The organism is Bradyrhizobium agreste (genome assembly GCF_016031625.1).
GTDB classification, from domain to species: domain Bacteria; phylum Pseudomonadota; class Alphaproteobacteria; order Rhizobiales; family Xanthobacteraceae; genus Bradyrhizobium; species Bradyrhizobium agreste.
In genome coordinates, this window is sequence record NZ_JACCHP010000011.1 from 385,047 (window position 1) to 405,948 (window position 20,902).

21 protein-coding genes and 1 pseudogene are annotated in these 20,902 nt (G+C 65.5%); 6 read left to right on the forward strand and 16 right to left on the reverse strand.

The genetic code is table 11. The features are described 5' to 3' along the window. Positions 1-155 precede the first annotated feature (155 nt). The 7 genes from HZZ13_RS18755 to HZZ13_RS18785 are packed head-to-tail and all read right to left on the reverse strand — an operon-like array spanning position 156 to position 6,659. On the reverse strand, positions 156-1,361 hold the full coding sequence (locus HZZ13_RS18755; RefSeq protein ID WP_197961009.1) for a phosphopentomutase: 1,206 nt from the start codon (positions 1,359-1,361) through the stop codon (positions 156-158). Further along, on the reverse strand, positions 1,349-2,299 hold the full coding sequence (locus tag HZZ13_RS18760) for a glycoside hydrolase 5 family protein (protein ID WP_197961010.1): 951 nt from the start codon (positions 2,297-2,299) through the stop codon (positions 1,349-1,351). The genes HZZ13_RS18755 and HZZ13_RS18760 overlap by 13 nt, the downstream gene beginning before the upstream one ends. Next, positions 2,296-3,063: a TIGR04290 family methyltransferase gene (locus HZZ13_RS18765; protein ID WP_197961011.1), complete on the reverse strand. Its 768-nt coding sequence runs from the start codon at positions 3,061-3,063 to the stop codon at positions 2,296-2,298. Before HZZ13_RS18765 ends, HZZ13_RS18760 begins: the two co-directional genes overlap by 4 nt. Continuing rightward, complete coding sequence (locus HZZ13_RS18770) at positions 3,060-3,860, reverse strand: nucleotidyltransferase family protein (protein ID WP_197961012.1); 801 nt, start codon at positions 3,858-3,860, stop codon at positions 3,060-3,062. Before HZZ13_RS18770 ends, HZZ13_RS18765 begins: the two co-directional genes overlap by 4 nt. Before the next feature lie 2 nt (positions 3,861-3,862). Continuing rightward, on the reverse strand, positions 3,863-4,966 hold the full coding sequence (locus tag HZZ13_RS18775; protein WP_197961013.1) for a CgeB family protein: 1,104 nt from the start codon (positions 4,964-4,966) through the stop codon (positions 3,863-3,865). Continuing rightward, positions 4,963-5,559 (reverse strand): histidine phosphatase family protein, encoded by a 597-nt coding sequence (locus HZZ13_RS18780; RefSeq protein WP_197961014.1) that lies wholly within the window; start codon positions 5,557-5,559, stop codon positions 4,963-4,965. The genes HZZ13_RS18775 and HZZ13_RS18780 overlap by 4 nt, the downstream gene beginning before the upstream one ends. Then, positions 5,559-6,659, reverse strand: coding sequence for an inositol-3-phosphate synthase (locus HZZ13_RS18785; RefSeq protein WP_197961015.1), 1,101 nt, complete (start codon positions 6,657-6,659; stop codon positions 5,559-5,561). The genes HZZ13_RS18780 and HZZ13_RS18785 overlap by 1 nt, the downstream gene beginning before the upstream one ends. Before the next feature lie 335 nt (positions 6,660-6,994). On the opposite strand from HZZ13_RS18785, the gene HZZ13_RS18790 reads away from it, so the two are divergent. From HZZ13_RS18790 to HZZ13_RS18810, 5 genes are all read left to right on the forward strand, one after another. Then, on the forward strand, positions 6,995-7,282 hold the full coding sequence (locus HZZ13_RS18790; protein ID WP_197961115.1) for a hypothetical protein: 288 nt from the start codon (positions 6,995-6,997) through the stop codon (positions 7,280-7,282). A gap of 12 nt (positions 7,283-7,294) precedes the next feature. Next, positions 7,295-8,215, forward strand: coding sequence for a glycosyltransferase family protein (locus tag HZZ13_RS18795; protein WP_197961016.1), 921 nt, complete (start codon positions 7,295-7,297; stop codon positions 8,213-8,215). Positions 8,216-8,302: 87 nt separating this feature from the next. After that, positions 8,303-10,057 (forward strand): SDR family oxidoreductase, encoded by a 1,755-nt coding sequence (locus tag HZZ13_RS18800; protein WP_197961017.1) that lies wholly within the window; start codon positions 8,303-8,305, stop codon positions 10,055-10,057. Between the two features lie 121 nt (positions 10,058-10,178). Beyond that, positions 10,179-10,397 (forward strand): DUF6894 family protein, encoded by a 219-nt coding sequence (locus HZZ13_RS18805; protein ID WP_197961018.1) that lies wholly within the window; start codon positions 10,179-10,181, stop codon positions 10,395-10,397. Between the two features lie 15 nt (positions 10,398-10,412). Then, positions 10,413-10,883, forward strand: coding sequence for a metallophosphoesterase family protein (locus HZZ13_RS18810; protein WP_197961019.1), 471 nt, complete (start codon positions 10,413-10,415; stop codon positions 10,881-10,883). A gap of 21 nt (positions 10,884-10,904) precedes the next feature. Here the strand turns inward: HZZ13_RS18810 and HZZ13_RS18815 are convergent, their stop codons facing one another. Next, complete coding sequence (locus tag HZZ13_RS18815; protein WP_197961020.1) at positions 10,905-11,093, reverse strand: hypothetical protein; 189 nt, start codon at positions 11,091-11,093, stop codon at positions 10,905-10,907. A gap of 134 nt (positions 11,094-11,227) precedes the next feature. On the opposite strand from HZZ13_RS18815, the pseudogene HZZ13_RS18820 reads away from it, so the two are divergent. Beyond that, positions 11,228-12,079: pseudogene (locus tag HZZ13_RS18820) on the forward strand (SIR2 family NAD-dependent protein deacylase); the annotation flags it as partial. A gap of 205 nt (positions 12,080-12,284) precedes the next feature. Here HZZ13_RS18820 and HZZ13_RS18825 read toward each other — a convergent pair. The 8 genes from HZZ13_RS18825 to HZZ13_RS18860 are packed head-to-tail and all read right to left on the reverse strand — an operon-like array spanning position 12,285 to position 20,893. Continuing rightward, positions 12,285-12,911, reverse strand: coding sequence for an FMN-dependent NADH-azoreductase (locus tag HZZ13_RS18825; RefSeq protein WP_197961021.1), 627 nt, complete (start codon positions 12,909-12,911; stop codon positions 12,285-12,287). A 3-nt stretch (positions 12,912-12,914) separates the two neighbouring features. Continuing rightward, the gene (locus tag HZZ13_RS18830) at positions 12,915-14,489 is read right to left on the reverse strand and encodes an isochorismatase family protein (protein ID WP_197961022.1); all 1,575 of its coding nucleotides are present in this window, start codon (positions 14,487-14,489) and stop codon (positions 12,915-12,917) included. A gap of 21 nt (positions 14,490-14,510) precedes the next feature. Next, a complete protein-coding gene (locus tag HZZ13_RS18835) occupies positions 14,511-15,359 on the reverse strand; it encodes an MBL fold metallo-hydrolase (protein WP_197961023.1) in 849 nt (282 codons plus the stop codon). A 30-nt stretch (positions 15,360-15,389) separates the two neighbouring features. Next, on the reverse strand, positions 15,390-16,274 hold the full coding sequence (locus tag HZZ13_RS18840) for an amidohydrolase family protein (protein WP_197961024.1): 885 nt from the start codon (positions 16,272-16,274) through the stop codon (positions 15,390-15,392). Beyond that, positions 16,271-17,389: a vWA domain-containing protein gene (locus tag HZZ13_RS18845; RefSeq protein ID WP_197961025.1), complete on the reverse strand. Its 1,119-nt coding sequence runs from the start codon at positions 17,387-17,389 to the stop codon at positions 16,271-16,273. The genes HZZ13_RS18840 and HZZ13_RS18845 overlap by 4 nt, the downstream gene beginning before the upstream one ends. Next, positions 17,386-18,267 (reverse strand): AAA family ATPase, encoded by an 882-nt coding sequence (locus HZZ13_RS18850; protein ID WP_172784497.1) that lies wholly within the window; start codon positions 18,265-18,267, stop codon positions 17,386-17,388. Before HZZ13_RS18850 ends, HZZ13_RS18845 begins: the two co-directional genes overlap by 4 nt. Positions 18,268-18,277: 10 nt before the next feature. Further along, positions 18,278-19,300 (reverse strand): xanthine dehydrogenase family protein molybdopterin-binding subunit, encoded by a 1,023-nt coding sequence (locus HZZ13_RS18855; RefSeq protein WP_197961026.1) that lies wholly within the window; start codon positions 19,298-19,300, stop codon positions 18,278-18,280. Further along, a complete protein-coding gene (locus HZZ13_RS18860; protein WP_197961027.1) occupies positions 19,301-20,893 on the reverse strand; it encodes a xanthine dehydrogenase family protein molybdopterin-binding subunit in 1,593 nt (530 codons plus the stop codon). Positions 20,894-20,902 lie beyond the last annotated feature (9 nt).

Here is a 20,902-nt window from a genome sequence, read left to right on the forward strand (position 1 = left end):
TCGATGATGAGAGTTGAAGCGCGCCTTTGCTTGGTCGGGCGACCTGCGCGCCAGTCACGTCTGGAGGTTAGAAGCGGTGCAAGGAATGTTCGTTCCTACGAAACCTACAAACGAAAGTTTCTCTAACCTGGATCAATAACCCAGGTGAATCCCGGCTAGAAATTCGCGCCATGAAGCGGCGCCGGCAGGTCGAGATGTCGTGCAACGGTCGCACCGATGTCGGCAAAGCCGGCGCGTCGGCCGATCGGCGCCGTCGACTGCGCGGTCCACGCCAGGATCGGGATCTGCTCGCGCGTATGATCGGAGCCGCTCCAGGTCGGATCGCAGCCATGATCGGCGGTGACGATGAGAAGATCGTCGCTTCGCAGCCGGCTCAGCAGCTCGGGGAGGCGGGCATCGAAAGCTTCGAGCGCGGCCGCGTAGCCGGGGACGTCGCGGCGGTGGCCGTAGAGCGTGTCAAAATCGATGAAGTTCGCGAACAGAAGCCCGCCTTCGGCAAGGCCTTTCAGCCCATCGAGCGTGGCATCGAAAAGCGCCGCATTGCCGTCGCCGCGCAGGTTTCGCCCGGTGCCGCGATGAGCGAAGATGTCGTCGATCTTTCCGATCGTCACGATGTCGCGGCCGGCAGTTTCTGCAAGGTTGAGGATGGTTCGCTCGGGCGGCGGAACGGAGAAATCGCGCCGGTGCGAGCTGCGCTTGAAGTTGTCCGCGTTCGTTCCGACGAACGGACGCGCGATGACGCGGCCGATGTTCAAGGGATCGACCAGCCGCCTCGCGACCGTGCAGACGTTGTAGAGCCGCTTGAGCCCGAACGTCTCCTCGTGCGCCGCGATCTGGAACACGCTGTCGGCCGAGGTGTAGCAGATCGGCTCGCCACTGCGCATGTGGCGCTCGCCGAATTCGGCGATGATGTCGGTGCCGGAAGCGTGGCAATTGCCGAGGATGCCGGGCAGTCCGGCTTGTTCGCACAGCTTCTCGACGAGAGCGCGCGGGAAGCAGGGTTGGATCTTGGGAAAATAGCCCCAGTCGAACGCGACGGGCACGCCGGCGATCTCCCAATGACCGGACGGCGTGTCCTTGCCCCTCGATATCTCGCTGGCGCATCCATAGCGCGCATGTTGTGTCGGGCCGTCGAGCCCGGGCGGGACGCGCCCCGTCGCAAGGCGGCAGGCCTCTCCAAGACCGAGCGCCACGAGATTGGGAAGGCGCAGCGGGCCCTCCCGTTGCGGACTATTGGCACGCCCGGCCATGCACAGATCCGCGATGTGGCCGACGGTGTCGGCACCTTCGTCGCCGTAATTGGCAGCGTCAGGCGCCGCCCCGATACCAACGGAATCCATCACCAGGATCAGGGCACGCATGTCGGCTCCCTGATCGGTGGGGAGGCGCCAGTAGAGGAGGTGAGACCGGTCTTCGTGCAGTACCGCTCGACCATCTGCGCGCAGAAATCGGCGAACTCGTTCACGTCGAGCGGTGGGCTGGTGTGATGCGGTTCGAGACCGCGGTGTTCCGGCGTGAAGCAGAACGTCACGGTGACCTCGAACTCGGCCAGCGCATCCATCTGGCGGTCGAACCAGTCCAGTGCGTTGGGGCGGAAGCTGTCGGCCCATGACAGGCCGGTCCGCAAGTGCCTCACGCCGAACCGCCGCATCCAGCGCACGGCGTCATCGAGACGATGGTCCTCGAAATGAAACCACTGGCACAGGCCCATGTCGGCGGCATATTGGCCGAACAGCTCCGCTGCGGCTTTCGGGGTTCCATCCTCGCGCAGCAGGCCCATGTGAAAATGCCTGTAATAGGAGGACCCCTCCGCCTCCTTGTGCCGGGTGGTCGCCTCCCAGGCCGAAGGGAGATCATAGAGGCTGTACCAGTGGATCCGCGGCGCGCGGCCGATCAGAAGATCGGCGGTGCGCGACAGACCCCAGGCCTGCACCTCCTCGGCGCCGAACGAGGAGACTCCGACCTCGGTCACCCAGACCGGGAGCGAGGTGACAGCCTTGATCTCGTCGATCTTGGCCGGCCATTCTCCGATCTGCCATAAATTCCAGTCGAGCGGAAAGCCGTGCACGGCAACGGCGTCGACGTGATCGAGCACGCCGCGCGCCTGCATGGTGCGCATGAAGGACGGGTCGATCGGCGAGATGCCGCCGAGCACCCGCGGCAAGGTCGGATGCGCGCTGCGGATGGCCTTTCCGGCCGCGAGCGCGAGGTCTGCGAACATCGTCCAGTCCGGGTCGATCAGCAGGTCCCAATGCGATTTGTTGTTGGGCTCGTTCCAGATCTTGGCCGCCTCGATCATCGGCTCGCCTCCCGTGACGGATAGACCGGCCCGTCAGCCTGCGGCCGCGTCGTGCGCTTGCACAGATAGACTTCCTCCTCCGGATGGGCCGCGATGGCAAAGCCGGCGCTGCGCAGCATGGCTTCGACGCAGGCGCGATTGGGCACCCACCAATTGGTGGGGTCGTCGGCATATTTGTGCTCGACGAAGTGCAGCTTCGGATAGCCGGGCGAATCGAACTGGTCGGTGGTCCAGAAGTCGTAGTTCTTCTCGATCGCCTCGATCCGGCTGTCGCCGCGCAGCATCGACTGGAACAGCAGGAGATCGCCGGCGACGTGCTCATGGATCAGGTCCAGCGCCAACAGCGGGTGTCGCAGGTGATAGAGCACGCCCATGAAGATCACGAGGTCGAACTTCTCGCGGAGCTGTCCGACATCATAGGCCGACATCTTGCGGAATTCGATCCTGAGCCCGTTCACCTCGGCCGCGAAGCGGGCCTGGGCCAGATATTCTTCTTCGGTGTCGAGGCCGAGCACTCGCTCGGCGCCGCGCCGTTTCATCTCCATGGCGTAAAAGCCGGCATTGCAGCCGATATCGAGCACGGTCTTGCCTTCGAGCCGGTCCGGGATGATGCCGGAGAAGCGCTGCCACTTCACATTGGGATAATCGCCGAGAAAGTGCGACGGCGCGGTCGGCACGCCCTTGAGATCGAGATTGTGAAACCATGGCCCCAGCGCATCGACGCGCTGGCGGATTTCCTCGCGGGAGAGGGCCCCTCTGGTCATGCAATCGCTCCGTTGTTCGCTGGGACCGGGCGGGCCCCGTCCGATGAGGCGCGGGCCTGCAACTTGGAACGGCCCTCGGCGCTCTCGGCGAGCAGGGCCATGGCCGTGCGATAGCCGTCGATGGTGCCGACATCGACGTAGGATTCGCCGGCCTTGACGCCGATGCCGTTGCCGCCGGCCGAAAGATAGGCATTGACCAGCGTCCCGAAATATTCGTCGCGGCGTTCGCGAGCGTGCCACAGCGACTGGAGCTGGCGGAAGCCGCGCGCCGACATCTTGAAAGCACCCCAGATCCAGCGCGAGCTTGCATTTGGCTGCTTGACCTGGATCTTCGTCACCTGCTCGCCGTCCAGCACGACCGCATCGAAGAATTCGGGGTGCTCGACCGGGAACAGCAGGAACGAGAGATCTGCCTCGGGCAGCGACTGCAGGGCCGCCTTGGGAAACCAGACCGTGTCGGGCAGGCCGACCATGACGTCCTCGTGCTGCCCGACGACGGTGCTTGCCCTGAACACGGCATCGCACAGGCCGGAGGCGTCGGGTTGCACGACATAAGCGAGCTCCGCGCTGCCGTAATGGTCGCCGAAATATTCGAGGATGTCGGACTTGCCGGGCGAGATCACGAAGCAGATCTTGTCGGCGCCGCCGAGGATGAGGCGCTCCAGCAGATATTCGGAGACCGCGCAGGGGCGGTCGGTACCGTCGTCATGCCGGCTCCCGACCGGCAGCAATTCCTTTGAGAAGGCGAGCGGCTGGATACGGCTGCCACGGCCCGCGGCCGGAACGATGCCCCACATGATCAGGCCTCCTCGATTTGTTGCCGGCTGACCCGGCTCGACGTCGTCTGCTCGATCATCGAGATCAGTTCGCGGGCGCGCTTGTCGGATGTGTGCTGGTCCATGGTGCGGTCATAGGCGCGCCGCGCCATGCGCCTGAGCTCGGCATCCGGCATCGCGAGCGCGGCGAGCGCGTCGTGCTCGTCGCGTGCGATCAGGATCTCCTCTCGCGGCGTGAAGAAGTCGGCTATTCCGGGCCAGTCGTCGCTCAGCAGCGGGACTCCGCAGGCCGCGGCCTCGAACAGCCGGCCGGATGGGCACCAGCCCATCTCCGCCATGGCTCGGCGGGTGACGTTGAGCGTCAGCCGCGATGAGGCAAAGAACGGCGCGTGCTCTGACGGCGGCAGGTGCCGCACGAAATAGATGTTGGGCGACCACGGGAAATCGTCCGGATACTGCGCGCCGCCGATCAGGAAGCGGAGATCCTTGCGCGCCAGCGCGGGCGCGACGAAGAGCGCCTCGAGCGGGCGCTGGCGGTCTTCGGAGTAGGTGCCGAGATAGGACAAGTCGGCGCGATAATGCGGCTGCGGCGTGACCGGATGGTGGATGTCTGTGTCGACATGCCCATAAAGCGGCCGTGTCTCTCTCGCCCCGAGCCTGTTTCGGAATTCGTCCGCAACGTGAGGCCCGCCGGTAAAGCTGAGCACCAGCGCGAAGTCCCGCAGGCCGCGGGGGCCGATATAGGGGACAGATTCGCCGGCGGTGAGCTTTGCCAGCGTGACCGGCGTATCGAGGTCGTAGAACACGGGAACAGCACGCCCCTCGGCGAGGATCAGCTCGGTTGCGGCGATCGCATCGGGACAATAGGAGGTCACGATCGCAACGTCGGCCTCACGGACCTCCGCGCTTGCCGCCTGCCGCACATCGTCCCAGTTCGCGAACAGGCGGAGCACGCCGCCCGGCAATTCGTAGAGATCGCGGGCACCGGCATAATAGGGAACGTCGCGCTCGAAGAAGACGACGCTGTGCCCGGAACGTGCGAGATGCTTGCAGAGGCCGCGCCACAAGGTGGCGTGGCCGTTGCCCCAGGACGAGGAGATTGTCAGGCCGAAGATGACGATCTTCACGCCGGCACCCGCTGGTTGATCCCGGTGATCTTCATGCCGCGGCTGTCGGCGCGGAGCGTGCTGATGCTGGCAGGATCGATCTCGATCGAAAGAAACTGGTCGAGCGGCATGCGCGAATAGTGCAGCAGCGCGGCGCGGATCGGCTCGGCGTGGCTGACGACGACCACGGCGTCGAGATTGCGGTCGCCACGCAGCTGCTCCAGATGAGCGACCACCCGGTTCTGAAGCGACCGCATGCTCTCGCCGCCGGGCGGGCGGCTCGTGCCGCGTCGCCCATTCCAGCGCGACCATCGGGGATCCGGCGCCAGCTCGTCGAACGATCGTCCGGTCCATTCGCCATAATCGAGCTCGTCGAGGGCGGCGACGATCTCGACCGGCAGCCTGAAATGCGCCGCGAGGATGCAGGCCGACTGCATGCAGCGCCGTTGCGGACTGGACTGAATGAGCGACGGCCGCCGCGCGATCGTGCCCGCACAGCGCGCCATTTCCTCACAGCCGAGATCGTCGAGCTCGACGCCCTTCATCCGGCCGCACAGGACGCGGCCGAGCAGGGCATGATGACCGTGTCGGACGAGATGGATGATCCCAGCCATCACGCAAATGCCTTGTCGTCGATGAAGGCGCGTGTCCGCCGTCCGGCCTCTTCGTCGGTGAACTGCTGCGGCGGCGATTTCATGAAATAACTCGAAGGGCCGGTCAGCGCTCCGGCCTGGCCGCGGTCCATGGCGAGCTTGGCACAGCGCACCGCGTCGATCACGACGCCTGCCGAGTTCGGGGAGTCCCAGACCTCGAGCTTCACCTCGGCGCTTAAAGGAACGCCGCCGAACGTCGTTCCCTCCAGGCGGATGAAGGCGAGCTTGCGATCGGTGAGCCACGGCACGTGGTCGCTCGGTCCGACATGGATGTTGTCGGGGTCCATGGGGACGTCGAACTGGCTGGTCACGGCCTGGGTCTTGGAGATCTTCTTCGAGGCCAGCCGCTCCCGTTCGAGCATGTTCTTGAAATCGGTGTTGCCGCCGACATTGAGCTGGTAAGTGCGGTCGAGCCTCACCCCGCGCTCGCGGAACAGATTGGCGAGCACGCGATGCAGGATGGTGGCCCCGACCTGGCTCTTGATGTCGTCGCCGACGATCGGCAGGCCGGCCTCCTCGAAGCGGCGCCGCCACTCCGGATTCGAGGCGATGAAGACCGGAATGCAATTGACGTAACCGCAGCCGGCCTCGATGGCGCGCGCCGCATACCATTCGCTGGCGCGCTGCGAGCCGACCGGAAGATAGGAGACCAGGACGTCGGTGCGGGACATCGCCAGCACTTCGGACACGTCGGCCTCCGGCACCTCCGCAATCGGAACGTCGTCGGTGAGATAATGTCCGATGCCGTCGAGGACCGGACCGCGCTGCACGATCACGCCTGTCGGCGCGACGTCGGAGAAGCGGTGCGTGTTGTTGGGCGGGGCGAAGATCGCATCGGCGACGTCGCGGCCGACCTTGCTGGCGTTGACGTCGAATGCCGAAGCGATCTGGATGTCGCTGATATGGTAACCGCCGAGGTCCGCATGCATCAATCCCGGCACCGGCTCGTTCGACTTGGCGTTCCGGTAGTAGGTGAGGCCCTGGACGAAGGAGCTCGCGCAATTGCCGACGCCGACGAGTCCGACGCGCACGCGGCGCCTGTCTTGAAGACGGGAATGCATGGACTGAGGCCCTCCGGAAACACGCGGCGTCGGTGCAAGAGTCGGTGTAAGTACGTCGGCGAACGTGTGGAAGGTATGTTCGTTCCTGGAAAGGAGATGCGAGCGGCACGCCTTGGCCGATTCACCGCGACAAAATGCGATGCGCTTAACATGGGATAAAGTCCCGTACCGCCAGCTCGGAACCAACGGCTTTGATGATGAAGATGAAGAAGATGATGCTCGCCTCGCGCGAACGCTTCGTACTCGCGAAGAACAAATCGATCCGGCCCGCGTTTGTCGGTCAATGGTTCGGTGCGGTGCGGGGCTCATCGCCCGGCTACTCAACGAGGTGTGACATGACGTCCAAGGCGCAAAGCAGCGAAGCCCACGAGACCACCGATCACAATGTCATCCGGAAATGGGCCGAAGAGCGCGGCGGGAAGCCGGCGACCGTGAAGGCGACGGAGGAGGATGGCCACGCCGGAATCCTCCGCATTGATTTCGATCCGCCGGACGAAGCGCTGGATCGCATCAGCTGGGACGAGTTCTTCAAAAAGTTCGATGATTCCGGCATTGCGTTCCTGCATCAGGATCGAACCAAGGACGGCAAGCTCAGTCGCTTCCACAAGTTCGTGCGACACTAGCAACCGCGCGACATGGCGGGCGGCTGGGCGGAAGCGATCAGGGCGGGCGATTTCGCGCGCGCCTGGGAGATCAACGATCGTGACTTGCTGGAGGCTGACCATCCGCCCAAGCACACCGGCCCGCGTCATCTCCAGCGGATCTGGCGTGGCGAGGACCTGAAGGATAAGCACGTGCTGGTGCGCTGCTATCACGGGCTCGGCGACACCATCCAGTTCCTGCGCTTCATGAAGCCGCTTCGCGCGATTGCGCGCAGCGTGACCCTGTGGTGTCAACCCGGGCTACTGCCGATGGTCGAGGGCGCCGCCGGCGTCGATCGCGCGTTTCCGTTGCATGATGGTGCGCCCGAGATCGCTTTCGAGGTCGACATCGAGATCATGGAGGTGCCGCACGCCATCAGAGCGCGCCGCGATCAGGTCGAGATGCGCGTTCCCTACCTGGCGCTGCCTCCTGTTGCCGTTCAGCCGCTTCGGCGAGAGCAGGGTCTCGCCGTCGGCCTGGTCTGGAAAGTCGGTGAGTGGGACAAGCGGCGGGAGATTCCGGCTGTCTTGCTGCGCAATCTCGCTGGACCCGGCGTGACGCTCCATTCGATCCAGCGCGGCGCTAACGCCGAGGAGTTCGCGGCGATCGGGGCGCAAGACGTCAGCACGCCGGACATCGTCGCTCTCGGCCATCGCCTGCGGCAGCTCGATCTCGTCGTCTGTGTCGATACCATGGTCGCGCACCTTGCAGGCGCGCTCGGATGCGAGGCCTGGGTCTTGCTGCATGCCGATTGCGACTGGCGCTGGCCTCAATCCGGCGCGCGCTCGTTCTGGTATCCGAGCCTGCGGCTGTTTCATCAAAGACGGCCGGGCGCTTGGGGCGATGTCGTCGCCGACGTCCGCGACGCGCTGCGGTTGCGCCTCGAAGCAGGTGAGGCGACCGCGGCGATGTGATTTCCAGACGTTCTTTCCAAGACATTGATGAGGAACGAGCGCCGTGCACGCGGTTTGGAGCACCGACCTCGCAAGGAACAGACGCTCATGCAAAGTTCAGACGCCGCTTTCCTGTCACAGGTGACAGACGATATCTGGATCCTGGACGACAAGCCGATCACCGCCGCCGGCCTGCAACTGCCTGTACGGATGACCGTGATCCGCCTGTCGAATGGCGACCTCGTGCTGCATTCGCCGGTGAGATATTCGCACGCTCTGCGACAGGAGCTGGAGCGGCTGGGTACGATCAGATACCTGCTGGCGCCGAACATCGCCCACTGGATGTTTCTGCCTGAATGGCAAAGGCAGCTGCCACAGGCCGCGATCTTTGCCGCGCGCGGCCTTGCGGCGCGCCGGCAGGTGCGGGCGGCTGGCATCCGTATCGATCGGGAGCTTGGCGACACGACGCCGGAGGAATGGGCCGCCGACCTCGAAACGGTGTCGGTGAATGCTCCGATGTTTTCGGAGGTCGAGCTGTTCGACAGGCGGAGCCGGACGCTGGTTCTGACCGATCTCGTGCAGAACCTCGATCCCCACCACCTCAGCGCCTCGAATGCGGCCGCGGCGAACCTGCTCGGCATTGCCAAGCCGGACGGGAAGGCCCCGGTCTATCTGCGGCTGCTGCTGCGCCTCGGCGGCCGTTCGGCCCGGGCTGCGGCCGAGCGGCTCGTGAAGCTGGCTCCGGAGCGGGTGATCTTTGCGCATGGCGACTGGTTCGAAACGCAGGGAACGGCGCGGCTGCGGCGGTCCCTGCGCTGGCTGCTTCCCGCGGACGTCTCGGGACGCGAGCACGGGCAGATGGTCGGCACGCGCGTCGTCATCACCGGCGCCTCCAGTGGAATCGGCCGTGCCGCCGCGCTTGCCTTTGCGCGCAGGGGCGCAAGCGTTGTCCTCGCGGCCCGCCGGGGCGAGGTCTTGACGCGCCTTGCTGCCGAGTGTGAGGCGCTCGGAGGCCGGGCTCTGGCCGTGCCGACCGACGTCACTGATGCGGAGGCGGTGCAGCGTCTGGCCTGTGCGGCGGACGAGGCCTTCGGCGGCATCGACGTCTGGATCAACAACGCCGGCACGGGCGTGTTCGGGGCCTATCAGGACGCAGACATCGCGCTTCATCGCCGCACCATCGAGGTCAATCTGCTCGGCACCATGCATGGTGCGTTCGCGGTGCTTCCGATCTTCCTCCGGCAGAACCGCGGTGTCCTGATCAACAACATCTCGCTCGGCGGCTGGGCGCCGACGCCCTTTGCCGCGGCCTACACCGCCAGCAAGTTCGGCCTGCGCGGCTTCACCGCAAGCTTGCGTCAGGAGCTCCGTGCTCGTCCCGACATTCATGTCTGCGGCGTCTTCCCGTCCATGGTCGATACGCCGGGCTTCGTCCACGGCGCCAACACCTCCGGACGAAGGCTCGATCCTGGTCCGCTGCTGTATCAATCCGAGGACGTGGCCCAGACCTTCGTCAGCCTCGTCTGCGCGCCTCGTGACGAGGTGGCCGTCGGGTGGCCGGCGCGCGCCGGGCAACTCGCCTATGCGATTGCCCCTGAGATCACCGAGAATGTCATCGGAGCAGCTTTTCGCTGGCTGCTGTCGCGCGCGCGGCCTGCCGCAAGGAATGAAGGCACCCTGCTCGAAGCGGGTCCCCAAGGCACGTCCGTCGACGGCGGCTGGCTGGTGCGCAAGCAGATTCCGCCGGCCGCTGTGCTCAGCAAGGGGCTCGTGGTGCTCGGCATCGCTGCCGGCCTGGCGTTCGCCGCATCGAGGGCCGGCCGTTCGTCGCCCCGCGCGCGGACGCGGCGGCGCCACGCGTAAGTCCATCGCAATCTCGCGCCGAGGGTCGGCGGCGATGCCGCCCGCGGGACCGCAGATGGCTCCCGCGCCGGAACGAAGCCTCGAGACTGCGCGTTCCTGCAGGAACACCGAGGACCAGACATTGCCGCGCTATCATTTTGATTTGGTGGATTCTGAAACCGTGGCCGATGAAGGAGGTGCCGATTTGCGTGATGACATCAAGGCTCTGGATGTTGCCGAAGAGATTGCGCGGCGCCTGCTCGAGGAGCGTCCCGAGCTCAAGGGCCGTCACTTCTCGATCCTCGTCAGGAACGAGGAGGGTGAGGAAATCGGCCGGTTGCCGCTGGATGTATTGCACTGAAGTCGTGATCTGAACATGATGTTCAGGATTGGCGTGATCGCCGACACCCATGGACTGCTGAGGCCCGAGGTGGAGCGCTGCCTCGCCGGCGTCTCGCACATCATCCACGCCGGCGACATCGGCGCCCAAGCGGTGATGGACGGGCTTTGCCGCATCGCGCCCGTCACCGCCATCAGGGGAAATATCGACCGGGGCGCGTGGGCTGAACGCTTTCCTGAAAGGCAAACACTACGCCTCGGCGGCCTCAGCTTCTACGTCCTGCACGACCTCAACGAGCTGACGATCGATCCTGCCGAGCTCGGGATCGATGTCGTGGTCTCAGGACATTCCCACCGCGCGCGGATCGAAACCATCAATGGCGTGCTTTATCTGAATCCGGGCAGCGCAGGGAAGCGACGCTTCAAGCTGCCGGTTACGCTCGCAACGCTGGAGCGCGATCCCGGCGGGCCGCTGCGGCCCGTCATTCATGATCTCGACCGGATCTGACGCCAAGCCGGCGGCCGCCGCCTAGTGCGTCTTCGATTTCTGCCAACGTTCCAGATCCACCGGCGGCCGTTTCGGATCGATCTGGTCTTTCTCGGGATTGCCTCGCCAGGGCTTGTTCGTCTGCCGGTGCGTCGGCATGTCCGTCTGCCGGCGCGGATCGTCAAGCGGAGTCTCTCGCGGATCGTTTTCAGGTTCAGTCGCCTTTGGCATGTGTTCCCTCCCGGGACTTGCGCGGTGCCGATAGGGCAACCCGAGCAGGATCAGCTCGTTCCAGTGCGATGGCCCTGGCGGTGAGGGGGGTCCCGGGATTAGGAACCCGCCGCGCGTCCGATCATTCAAGCGTGATGGACCAACAAACGACAGGCCTCATATCGGAGGAGCGGCCGCCTCACGAAATCCTGGCAGCAGCGATCGAGCGACGCCGCGCGGTCCTGTTCGTGGGCGCCGGTGTTTCGATGGCGGTCGGCTTGCCGTCCTGGCAGTCCCTGATCGATCATCTCTTGGACGATCTCGGCCTCGAACGCGATGTCATCGACGGAATGCACGGTGGCTATCAGATGCTCGCCGAATATTATCGGATCAAGCGCGGCGGAATCGGCCCGCTGCGCAGCTGGCTCGACCGCAACTGGCGTGTCGATCCCGAGAAGATCGCCGCTTCAGAGCTGCACCGGATGATCGTCGAGCTGGATTTTCCGGTCATTTACACCACCAATTACGACCGCAACCTCGAAACCGCGTTCGACGTGCTGAACAAGCCTTTTGCGAAGATCAGCAACGCGAAGGAGATCGCGAGCGCTCGTGCCGGTGTCACCCACATCATCAAATTCCACGGCGACTTCGACGACGATGCTTCGCTGGTTCTGACCGAGACCGACTTTCTCAACCGGCTCGCCTTCAATTCCCCGCTCGATATCCGCTTTCGCGCCGATGCGCTGGGAAGCACGCTGCTGTTCATCGGATACAGCATGTCCGATCCCAACATCCGGCTGCTGCTGCACCGGATCTGGCAGATCTGGGACGAGTCCGGGCACAGCCAGGACCGGCCGCGATCCTTCGTGTTCGTCGCGCAGCGCAATCCGGTGCAGGAGGCCGTGCTCGCGAACTGGGGCATCACCACCATCGCCCCGCCCGACGGCATGGCTGCCGATGACGGTCTCAGGCGTCTGCTGCGCGACATTCGCGAGCGGCTCGAAGGCAGGACAGCACGCAGCTCGGGTCCCGGCACCGACAGACATCGCTCGAGCATGATCGGAAAAGTGTGTAGCGGTTTTCCGAAAGGATCATGCTCAAACAATAACCTGAAGCGCGATGACGATTTATCCACATCGCATCGCACTTTAGGGCCGCCGCACGGCAGCTTCAATCATCGTTCCAGAATTTACCTTTGAAAACACCGGGTCTCTAGAAGGTCGCGGCCATTGCAGCGAGGCTTTGACGGGCCCTTTCGCGGGCTGCATCGATCGGCTGCTGCGGGCCGGTGGTTGGACCGATCAGCACGAAGCGGACATTGCTGATTCCGATGAAGCGCAGGATTTCCCGCAAGTAGGGCGTTGCCATGTCGATGCGGCCGCGGTTCATGCCGGTGGCAAAATCGCTGCCGCTGGCGATGATCACCAGCGTCGGCCGGTCCTTGAGCAGCGGGAGATATCCCTGCGACGGATCGAACCGAAAGGTGAGGCCGGGCTGGACGATGATGTCGAACCACTGCTTGAGCTTGTAGGGAAGGCCGAAGTTCCACATCGGCGTCGAGATCAGCACGCGATCGGCGAGGGAGAAGCGCAGCGCCATTCGCTCGGCCTCGGCAAAGCTGTCGCGCTGCGCGTCCGTGAAGGCCTGAGCCTTCATGCGCGCATATTTGGCCTCGACGATCGGACCGATGAACTCCGGCATCCGCTCACGCCAGATGTCCACGACATCGATGTCCCAATCCGGCCGGGCCTGGCGGAAGCCGTCGAGGAAAACGCGCGCGCCGGCTGTCGATTCGGACTCGGCGCGCGGCGAGCAGGACAAGTGCAGGAGCTTTGCCACAACTCATCCCAGCGCTCTGATCACGGTATCGGCCCTGGTCACGACGGCGACGTTCTGCATGGCGAAGTTGATCGAGGCGTTGTGCCAGTCGGCATTCATGGTCGAGCAGCAATCCTCGGGCACGATCATGAAATAGCCCTTGTCGGCGCCGGTCCGCGCCGTGTGCTCGACCGACATGTTGGTCCAGGCGCCGGTATTGATGATCATGTCGCGGCCGGTCGCTTTGAGGATCGTCTCCAGCCGCGTGCCCTCCCAGGCGCTCATCCGCATCTTCTCGACGACGAAATCGCCGGGCCGCGGCTCGAGGCCGGACACGGGTGCCGCGCCCCAGCTGCCACGCACCATCGCCTTGCTGTCGACGAGCCCTTCGAACAACGGAGCGTTGAGCGTGACGCCGGGCGCGCCGGGCTCGACCACGAACCAGACGTGGATGATGGTGACGCCGCGGGCGCGTGCGGCTTCGGCGAGACGTCGCACATTCTCCACGACACGCTGCTGCTTGGCGTGCCCCGGCGCCCCCGAATCGGAGAAGGCGCCGCCGTCCATGATGACGTCGTTCTGCAGATCCTGGATGATCATGGCGCAGCGTTGCGGATCGAGCCGCATCTCGCCCTCGGTCAGAATAGGCGCGGCTGGCGATGAGCTCGGGCTTGTTCCGCCACCAGCGCGCCTGCCGCTCATATAGGGCTCATGCCGAGGGCCGACCTTGGTCGGGATCGCGTACACTGAATGCGTCGAGGTGAGATAAAGTGTGCGAAAATCCGGCCCGCCCCAGGCTAGGTTGGCGACGAGCTCGGGCACGCGGACCTTGCCGAGCAGTTCCCCGCGCGGCGAATAGACCCAGACACCGCCGGGAGCGGTGACCCAGACATTGCCGTGCTGATCGCACTTCATGCCGTCGGGCAAACCGGGCTCGAGCTCGGACTTGATGCCGCTCGCAAACACGCGCGCATTGGACAGCGAGCCGTCGCTGTTGACGTCGAACACGCGGATCAGGGCCTGCACGGTGTCGTTGACATAGAGCAGCTTCTCGTCCGGCGAGAAGCACAGCCCGTTCGGCTGGTCGAACAAGTTGCGCTCGACCACGAGCTTCGGCTCGCCGCCGGGCACGAGGCGGTAGACGCCCTGGAAACCGAGCTGGCGCGGCCGTTCGACACCATAGACGGGCATGCGACCATACCAGGGATCGGAGAAATAGATCGCGCCGGATGAGTGCACGCAGACGTCGTTCGGGCTGTTGAGCTCCTGGCCGCCAAAATGAGAGGCCAGCACCTCGCGCCGTCCGTCCGGGCGTTCCCGGACCAGCGACGAGGTCGCGTGCTCGCAGACGATCAGATTGAGCTCGGCATCGTAGGTCATGCCGTTGCATTTGTTCGAGGGGCGTTTGACCTCCACGATGCCGCGCCGCGCATCCCAGCGCCGCCGCACGTCGGCCGGCATGTCCGAGAACAGCAGGTAATGGTCGATCGGATGCCAGATCGGCCCTTCCGTGAAGTCGAAGCCGGTGCCGATCTGGGCGACCGGCGCATAGGGGTCGATCAGGATCTCGAACTCGCTTCGCAAGGTCACGTGCGTCATGGCTCGATCCCTCAGATCATATCAGGCCGGGAACCAATTGCGCTGGGGGAGAGATTGCACGACCGGGCCGGGCACCTGATCATGCAGCCGCCCTACGACATTGCCGCCTTCGATCTTGGCGGGCCGGTCGTGCACCGGGAGCAGGTAGCGCGAATTGCTGAGCAGCTTCTTGATCGCCGCCTTCTCCGCGCGCTTTGTGGTGCCGTGATTGCCCGTGGTGCGCGGCTCCCAATCGTGGATTTCATGAAAAGGCGTGACGATCTGATCGTTGAAATCATAGATCACGTCGCCGCAGATGGTCGCGATGCCGTCGGCGGTGTGGACGATGATATTCATGGAGCCTTCGGTGTGCGCGTTGGCGGCGTCGCAATAAACGCCCGGCATCAGCTCGATCGGGCCGGTGATCTCGAGGTCCAGGAAGCGCAGCGCGCTCTTGGTGTGCAGGCGGTCGATCAGGTGCTTGATGTCGGGCGCCGGATATTGCGGATGCATCAGCCCGGAGACGGAATATTCGAGCTCCTTGCGGTTGAGCACGACTGTCGTGTTCATCGGGAACAGATCGTCCTTGCCGGCGTGGTCGATGTGCAAATGGGTGTGGCAGACGAAGCGGACGTCGCCCATGCGCACGCCGTGGCGCGCGAGCTGGTTCTCGATCATGTGCTCATGATACTGGAGCCCGCGCATACCCAGCGTCTCCATGATCTGATTGGAGCGATAGCCGGTGTCCACCACGACGGGATAGGGGCCGCCGAGGATCAGGAAGCCGAGGGTGAGGACGCGGCGGGTGCGGCCGCAGTCGCGGCCGAGCACCAGGAAGCTCGATTCCAGCTCGATATCGCCGTAGTCCAGGATCTTGATCTCCAGCGCCATCCGTTTCCCTCCTGTCTCGTTTCTTGTCCGTCAAAGCCGATAGACGCGCGTCGCCGTCGTCCTGAAGATCGCGTCCTGCTGCTCCGCACTGAACGGGGCGGCGGCGGCGCGAAAGGCGGCGACGAGCTCGCGATAAGTAGTCCACAATTTTTCGATCGGAAAATTGGAGCCGAACAGGCAGCGCTCGGCGCCGAAGATCGCGACGGTATCAGTGAGCACGGCGGCGATATGCGCGGGATCGTTGCGGTGGATGAAGGTGCCGAGCCCGGACAGTTTCGAGACCACGTTCGGACAGGCCGCGAGCCGGGCCATCCCGGCGCGCCAGGCCGTCCATCCCGCCGGGGAGAGATCCTCGAGCATGCCGGCGTGCTGGAGGATGAAGGTCACGCCGGGGCAGGCTTCGGCCAGCTGCGCCGCATCCGGCATCTGCGGCGTGAAGACCTGCAGGTCAAAACTCCAGCCGTAATCGGAAAGACGCGCGACGTTGCGACGGATCACGGGATCAGCGCAGAGGTCCGAACGCGCCGCGAAGCGATAGAGCGGGTTCTCGTGCCAGTGCAGCTGCATGCGCACCCCGCGCAGCAGCGGATAACGCTTGAGGCGGTCGAGCTGTGGGCGGACGTCGTCGGCCGCGAAATTGGCGTAGGCGACGATGGCGTGCGGCCAGCCGTGCTCGTCGGCCGTGCGCTGCACCCAGGCGGCCTCCTCCTCGAAATGCTCAGGCGCCCAATTGGTCTGCACATAGACGGAACGGGTGACGCCGCTGTCCTTGAGATCGTCCAAATACTCCTGGATCGGATAATCGCGCCGGATCGGCTCGTACGGTCCGAAGATGCGCGGCTGCATGGGGCCGGTCAGCCAGGGCAGATCGGCCTGCCGCCAGATGTGATGATGGCCGTCGACGATACCGCTCACGCAGCTCTCCTTCCCAGTGCCAGGACATGGGCGACGATCGAGGCGCTCGATCCGCCATCCACGAGATCGTCGACGAAGCGTTCGATCGCGACCAGCGCTTCGGTCTGCGGACGGAATGCGGCGCCTGTCGCGAGCGGCGTCAGCCAGCTCAGGCGCCACGCGCGTCGCGACAGTTTCGCGACCGCGTCGCGAAGGGCGTCCGGTGCGCCGCGCTCGAGCCCGTCGGACAGGACGACCACGGCGGCGCCGCGGGCGTACCCGCCGAACCGCGGGACCGCGAGGAACGCTTGCAGCGCGTCGCCGATCCGGGTACCGCCGTCCCAGTCGCTGACCAGATGTGCCGCGGCGCTCAGCGCCTGCTCGCGGCGTTTCAGCCGCAGCGCGCGGGTGACACGGGTCAGCCGCGTACCGAAAGTGAAGACCTCGACGTTAGGCGCGGCCTGCACCAGCGCATGCGCAAGCTTCATATTCTCCTCGGTGCGGCTCTTCATCGAGCCCGAGACGTCGATCAGCAGCAGGACCTTGCGCGGGCGCTGCCGCCGCTTCATGTGGCCGAGGCGCAGGATCTCGCCGTCGCTGCGGACGCTGTCGCGCAAGGTACGGCGGAGGTCGGCGAAGGGACCGCGGCGCGCCCGCATGCGGCGGTGCCCGCGCCGCCGCGGCAGGCGCCGCGGGGCTTCGCGTGCCAGGCGCCGGAGGGCGTCGGTCGTGGAGAGCTGCGCGAAGCGGCGCTCGACCAACGCCTCGCTGCGCGATGCAGTCAGGCCGGACTCGTTGGCGTCGTCAGCGAGCAGGGGCTCCTCGTCGCCGCGACCTTCCTCCTGCAGACGGACGGTCTCGTCGTCCTCGCCGTCTTCGGCGTGCTCGATCGCCTCGCTGCCGCGGAAATGAAGGTCGAACAGCCGGTCGAAAGTGGCGCGGCGCTCTGGTGGAGGGGCGAGGGTGGCGAGCGCAGATTGCCTGATGTCCTCGAGCTTGCGCGGTCCGAGCAGCGCGATCGCGGCGAGGAAGGCGGTGGTCTGCTCCGGCGCAACGGCGAAGCCGTCGGCGCGCAGCAGCGCGACAAAGGAAACAAAGATGCGGGCAGCGCGCGGAAGCTGCGGCTCAAGGCTCATGCGGTCGCCTCCGCGAGCATGGCATCGAGCCGCGGCGCGATGAAGTGCAGGTCCTCTTCGTCCTTCAGCGCCACCCCGATCGAGCGCTTGAACGCATCAGGCCAGCGCGCGCCGCCCTTGTTGAGGAGGGTTGCGGCCTCGGCCCAGTCGACGGCTTCGGCGATGCCGGGCGCCTTGCTCAGCGGTTCGCGCCGCAATCTCTCGACGGCCGCGACCACGGCGCGGGCGGTGGCTTCGGCGACGCTGGATGCGCGCATCATGATGATGCGCGCCTCCCGCTCGGCGCTGGGATAGTCGATCCAGTGATAGACGCAGCGGCGGCGCAAAGCTTCGTGCAGATCGCGGGTCCGGTTCGAGGTGAGCACGACCACGGGGCGCTCGGCGGCGCGGACCGTGCCGCGCTCGGGAATCGAGATCTGGAAGTCGGAGAGGAATTCGAGCAGGAAGGCCTCGAACTCCTGGTCGGCGCGGTCGATTTCGTCGATCAGGAGCACGGTGGAATCAGGCGCGCGCAGCGCGGCCAACATCGGCCGCTCGATCAGGAACGTCTCGCCATAGATGTCGATGCTCTCATCGCCGGCCTGGCGGATCGCCAGCATCTGGCGCGGATAGTTCCACTCATAGAGCGCGGCAGAGGCGTCGATGCCCTCATAGCATTGCAGGCGGATCAGACGGCGGCCGAGCACGGCGGCGATGGCTTTGGCGGCTTCCGTCTTGCCGACACCGGGCGCGCCTTCCAGCAGCAGCGGCTTGCCCAGCGCAAGGCCGAGATAGGCGGCGGTCGCGAGGCCCTCGTCGGCCAGGTAATAGGCTGCCCGCAACGCTTTCTCCAGCGCCTCGGGGCTGTCGATGCCGACGATGTTGCTGCGAACCGCCACGGCCGATCCTCTAGCGCCGCGCCTGCGGCCGCGCGCCGCCTTGCGCCTTGATTGCGCGCAGCACCTTTTCCGGCGTGATCGGCAGATCGTCGATCCGCACGCCGACGGCGTTGAAGATCGCATTGGCCACCGCCGGCAGCACCGGATTGGCGCACATCTCGCCAGGGCCTTTTCCCCCGAACGGACCATCGGGGGCGGGACGCTCGAGCACGGCAATATCGTGCGGGCAGATATCACCGGGTCCAGGCATCAGATATTCGACGAAGTCGCGAGGCCCGTGGACGGGGTCTGGATAGTACGGCTCGGGCGTCTCGTAGAGTGCGTGGCTGACGCCCATCCAGGCTCCGCCGACGAGCTGCTGCTCGACAAGCCGCGGATTGAGCGCGCGGCCGAGCTCATAGGCGGAATCCATGCGGACCATCGCGACCTCGCCGGTCTCATCATCGACCTCGACCTCAGCGACGAGGCAGGCATGGGCATAGCAGGTCGCCGGCGACATCTCGCCAGTCTCCGGATCGACGTCCGACAGCGGCACCAGGAAGATGCCCCGGCCGGAGATGGTCTTGCCCTGCTTGAACTGCGCGGCGATGGCGACGTCCTTGGTCGAGATCGAACGGTGCGGTGCGCCCTTGACGTGGATGTTGCCGCGCCCGTCGGTCTCGAGGTCGGCGACGTTGACCTCGAGCTCTTCGGCTGCCGCCTCCATCATCACGCCGCGCGCCTCCCGGGCGGCGGCCATCACGGCGTTGCCGACACGGTGGGTGCCGCGCGAGGCGAACGAGCCCATGCAGTGGGGGCCGGTGTCGGAATCGGCGGTGTCGACATAGACGTCCTCGACCGGCACGCCCAGCGTCTCCGCGCAGATCTGGCGCGTCACCGATTTCATGCCCTGGCCGAGGTCGATCGATGACAGCGCCACGGTGAACTTCCCGCTCGGGTTGGAGTGCACCAGCGCCTGGCTCGGATCGCCGCCGAGATTCATGCCGATGGGATAATTGATCGACGCCATGCCGCGTCCGCGATGCCTGGTCATTTAGCGCCTCCTGGTGCCGAACACGGAGGAGAAGCGGGTGGCACCGTGCGACGGCGCGGCGGGGCGCGGCGGGGGAGGTGGCGGTGCCGGCGGCGGCGGCTCGCGCGGCGGCTCCCACGTCGTCGTCATCGGCGCGCGGTCATAGCTGGTGCGCTGCTGCGCTGGCGCAGCCGGTCGCGCCCGCGAATCCGTCGGTGTCGGCGGGATCACAGCGCGGCTGCCGCCGCCGTCCTTGCGCGAGGAGGCGCGCTTGAACTCGTCGCGGATCGGCCATTTGGCCTTCTCGGCCGCAACCTGGACGCACTCGATCAGAGCCGTGTTTTTGGCCTCGCGCCGGTGCGCTTTCATGTCACCGTCGCGATAGGCGTTGAGAATCCGGAACTCCATCGGGTCCATGCCGACGAGATTTGCCAGCTTGTCCATCTGGCATTCGATGGCAAAATCCATCGCCGTGACGCCGAAGCCGCGCATGGCGGTCGCCGGCGTGCGGTTGGTGAAGACGCAATAGACGTCCCCATAGACGTTCGGGATGGTGTAGGGTCCCGGCAGGTGGGCGGCGCATTTCACCGCGGCATAGCTCGACAGCCGCGTATAGGCGCCGCTGTCGAAATAGGCGCGAATCTTGCGCGCGACGATGCGGCCGTCGCGCATCACGCCGTCCTTGATGTAGATGCGCTCGGCGCCGCGCGGCGGGCCGTATTGCATCTCCTCCTCGCGGCCGAACATGTAACGGACGGGGCGCCCCGTCAGCATGGCGCCGAGGATGGCGAGCGGCTCGGTCAAGGTATCGACCTTGCCGCCGAAGCCGCCGCCGACGGTGCCGCCGATGAAGTGGAAGGTGTTGGAGGGCACGTCCAGGATCTTGGCGCAGGTGTCGACCGAGAAGAACAGTGCCTGCGTCGAGGTGTAGACGACGTAGCGGCCGTTGGTGTCGGGTGCGGCGATCGCGCCGTTGGTCTCGGTCGGCGCGTGCTCGATCGGCGACATCTGGTAGCGCTGCTCGAGCACGTGGTCGGCAGTCGCGAGCGCGGCGTCGGCATCGCCAAAGCGCAGGCGCTGGTGGTCGTAGACGTCGTGATAGATGAAGGCGTTCTTCGGATAGGTCTCGTTGACCACGGGCGCGCCGGGCTTGAGCGCATCCTCGACGTCGAACACGGTCGGCAGCGGCTCGTAGTCGATCTTGACCTTTGCGATCGCCTCGAACGCCTCGCGCTCGCTGTCCGCGACGATGGCGAGGATCGGCTCGCCCTTGTAGCGCACCTTGTCGACGGCCAGCGACGGCTCATCGTCCCTGCCGAAGTTGATCAGACTGAGCAGCGTGTTGAGGTTGCGTGGCACGTCCGCGCCGCGGATGATCCGGCGCACGCCGGGCGAGCGCTCGGCCTCGGTGGTATCGATGCGGCGCAGCCTTGCATGGGCCTGGGTCGAACGAACGACCTTCAGGTGCAGCATGCCCTGAAGGTTATGATCATTGAAATAGCTGGACGTGCCCGTGATGTGGCCGAGCATGTCCTGTCGCTGCGTGCCCTTGCCGATTTCCTTCAGATTATCGTCGCGCTCGTCGGCGAAGATGTCCTTGCGCAGTTCCAGCATGGTCTGACC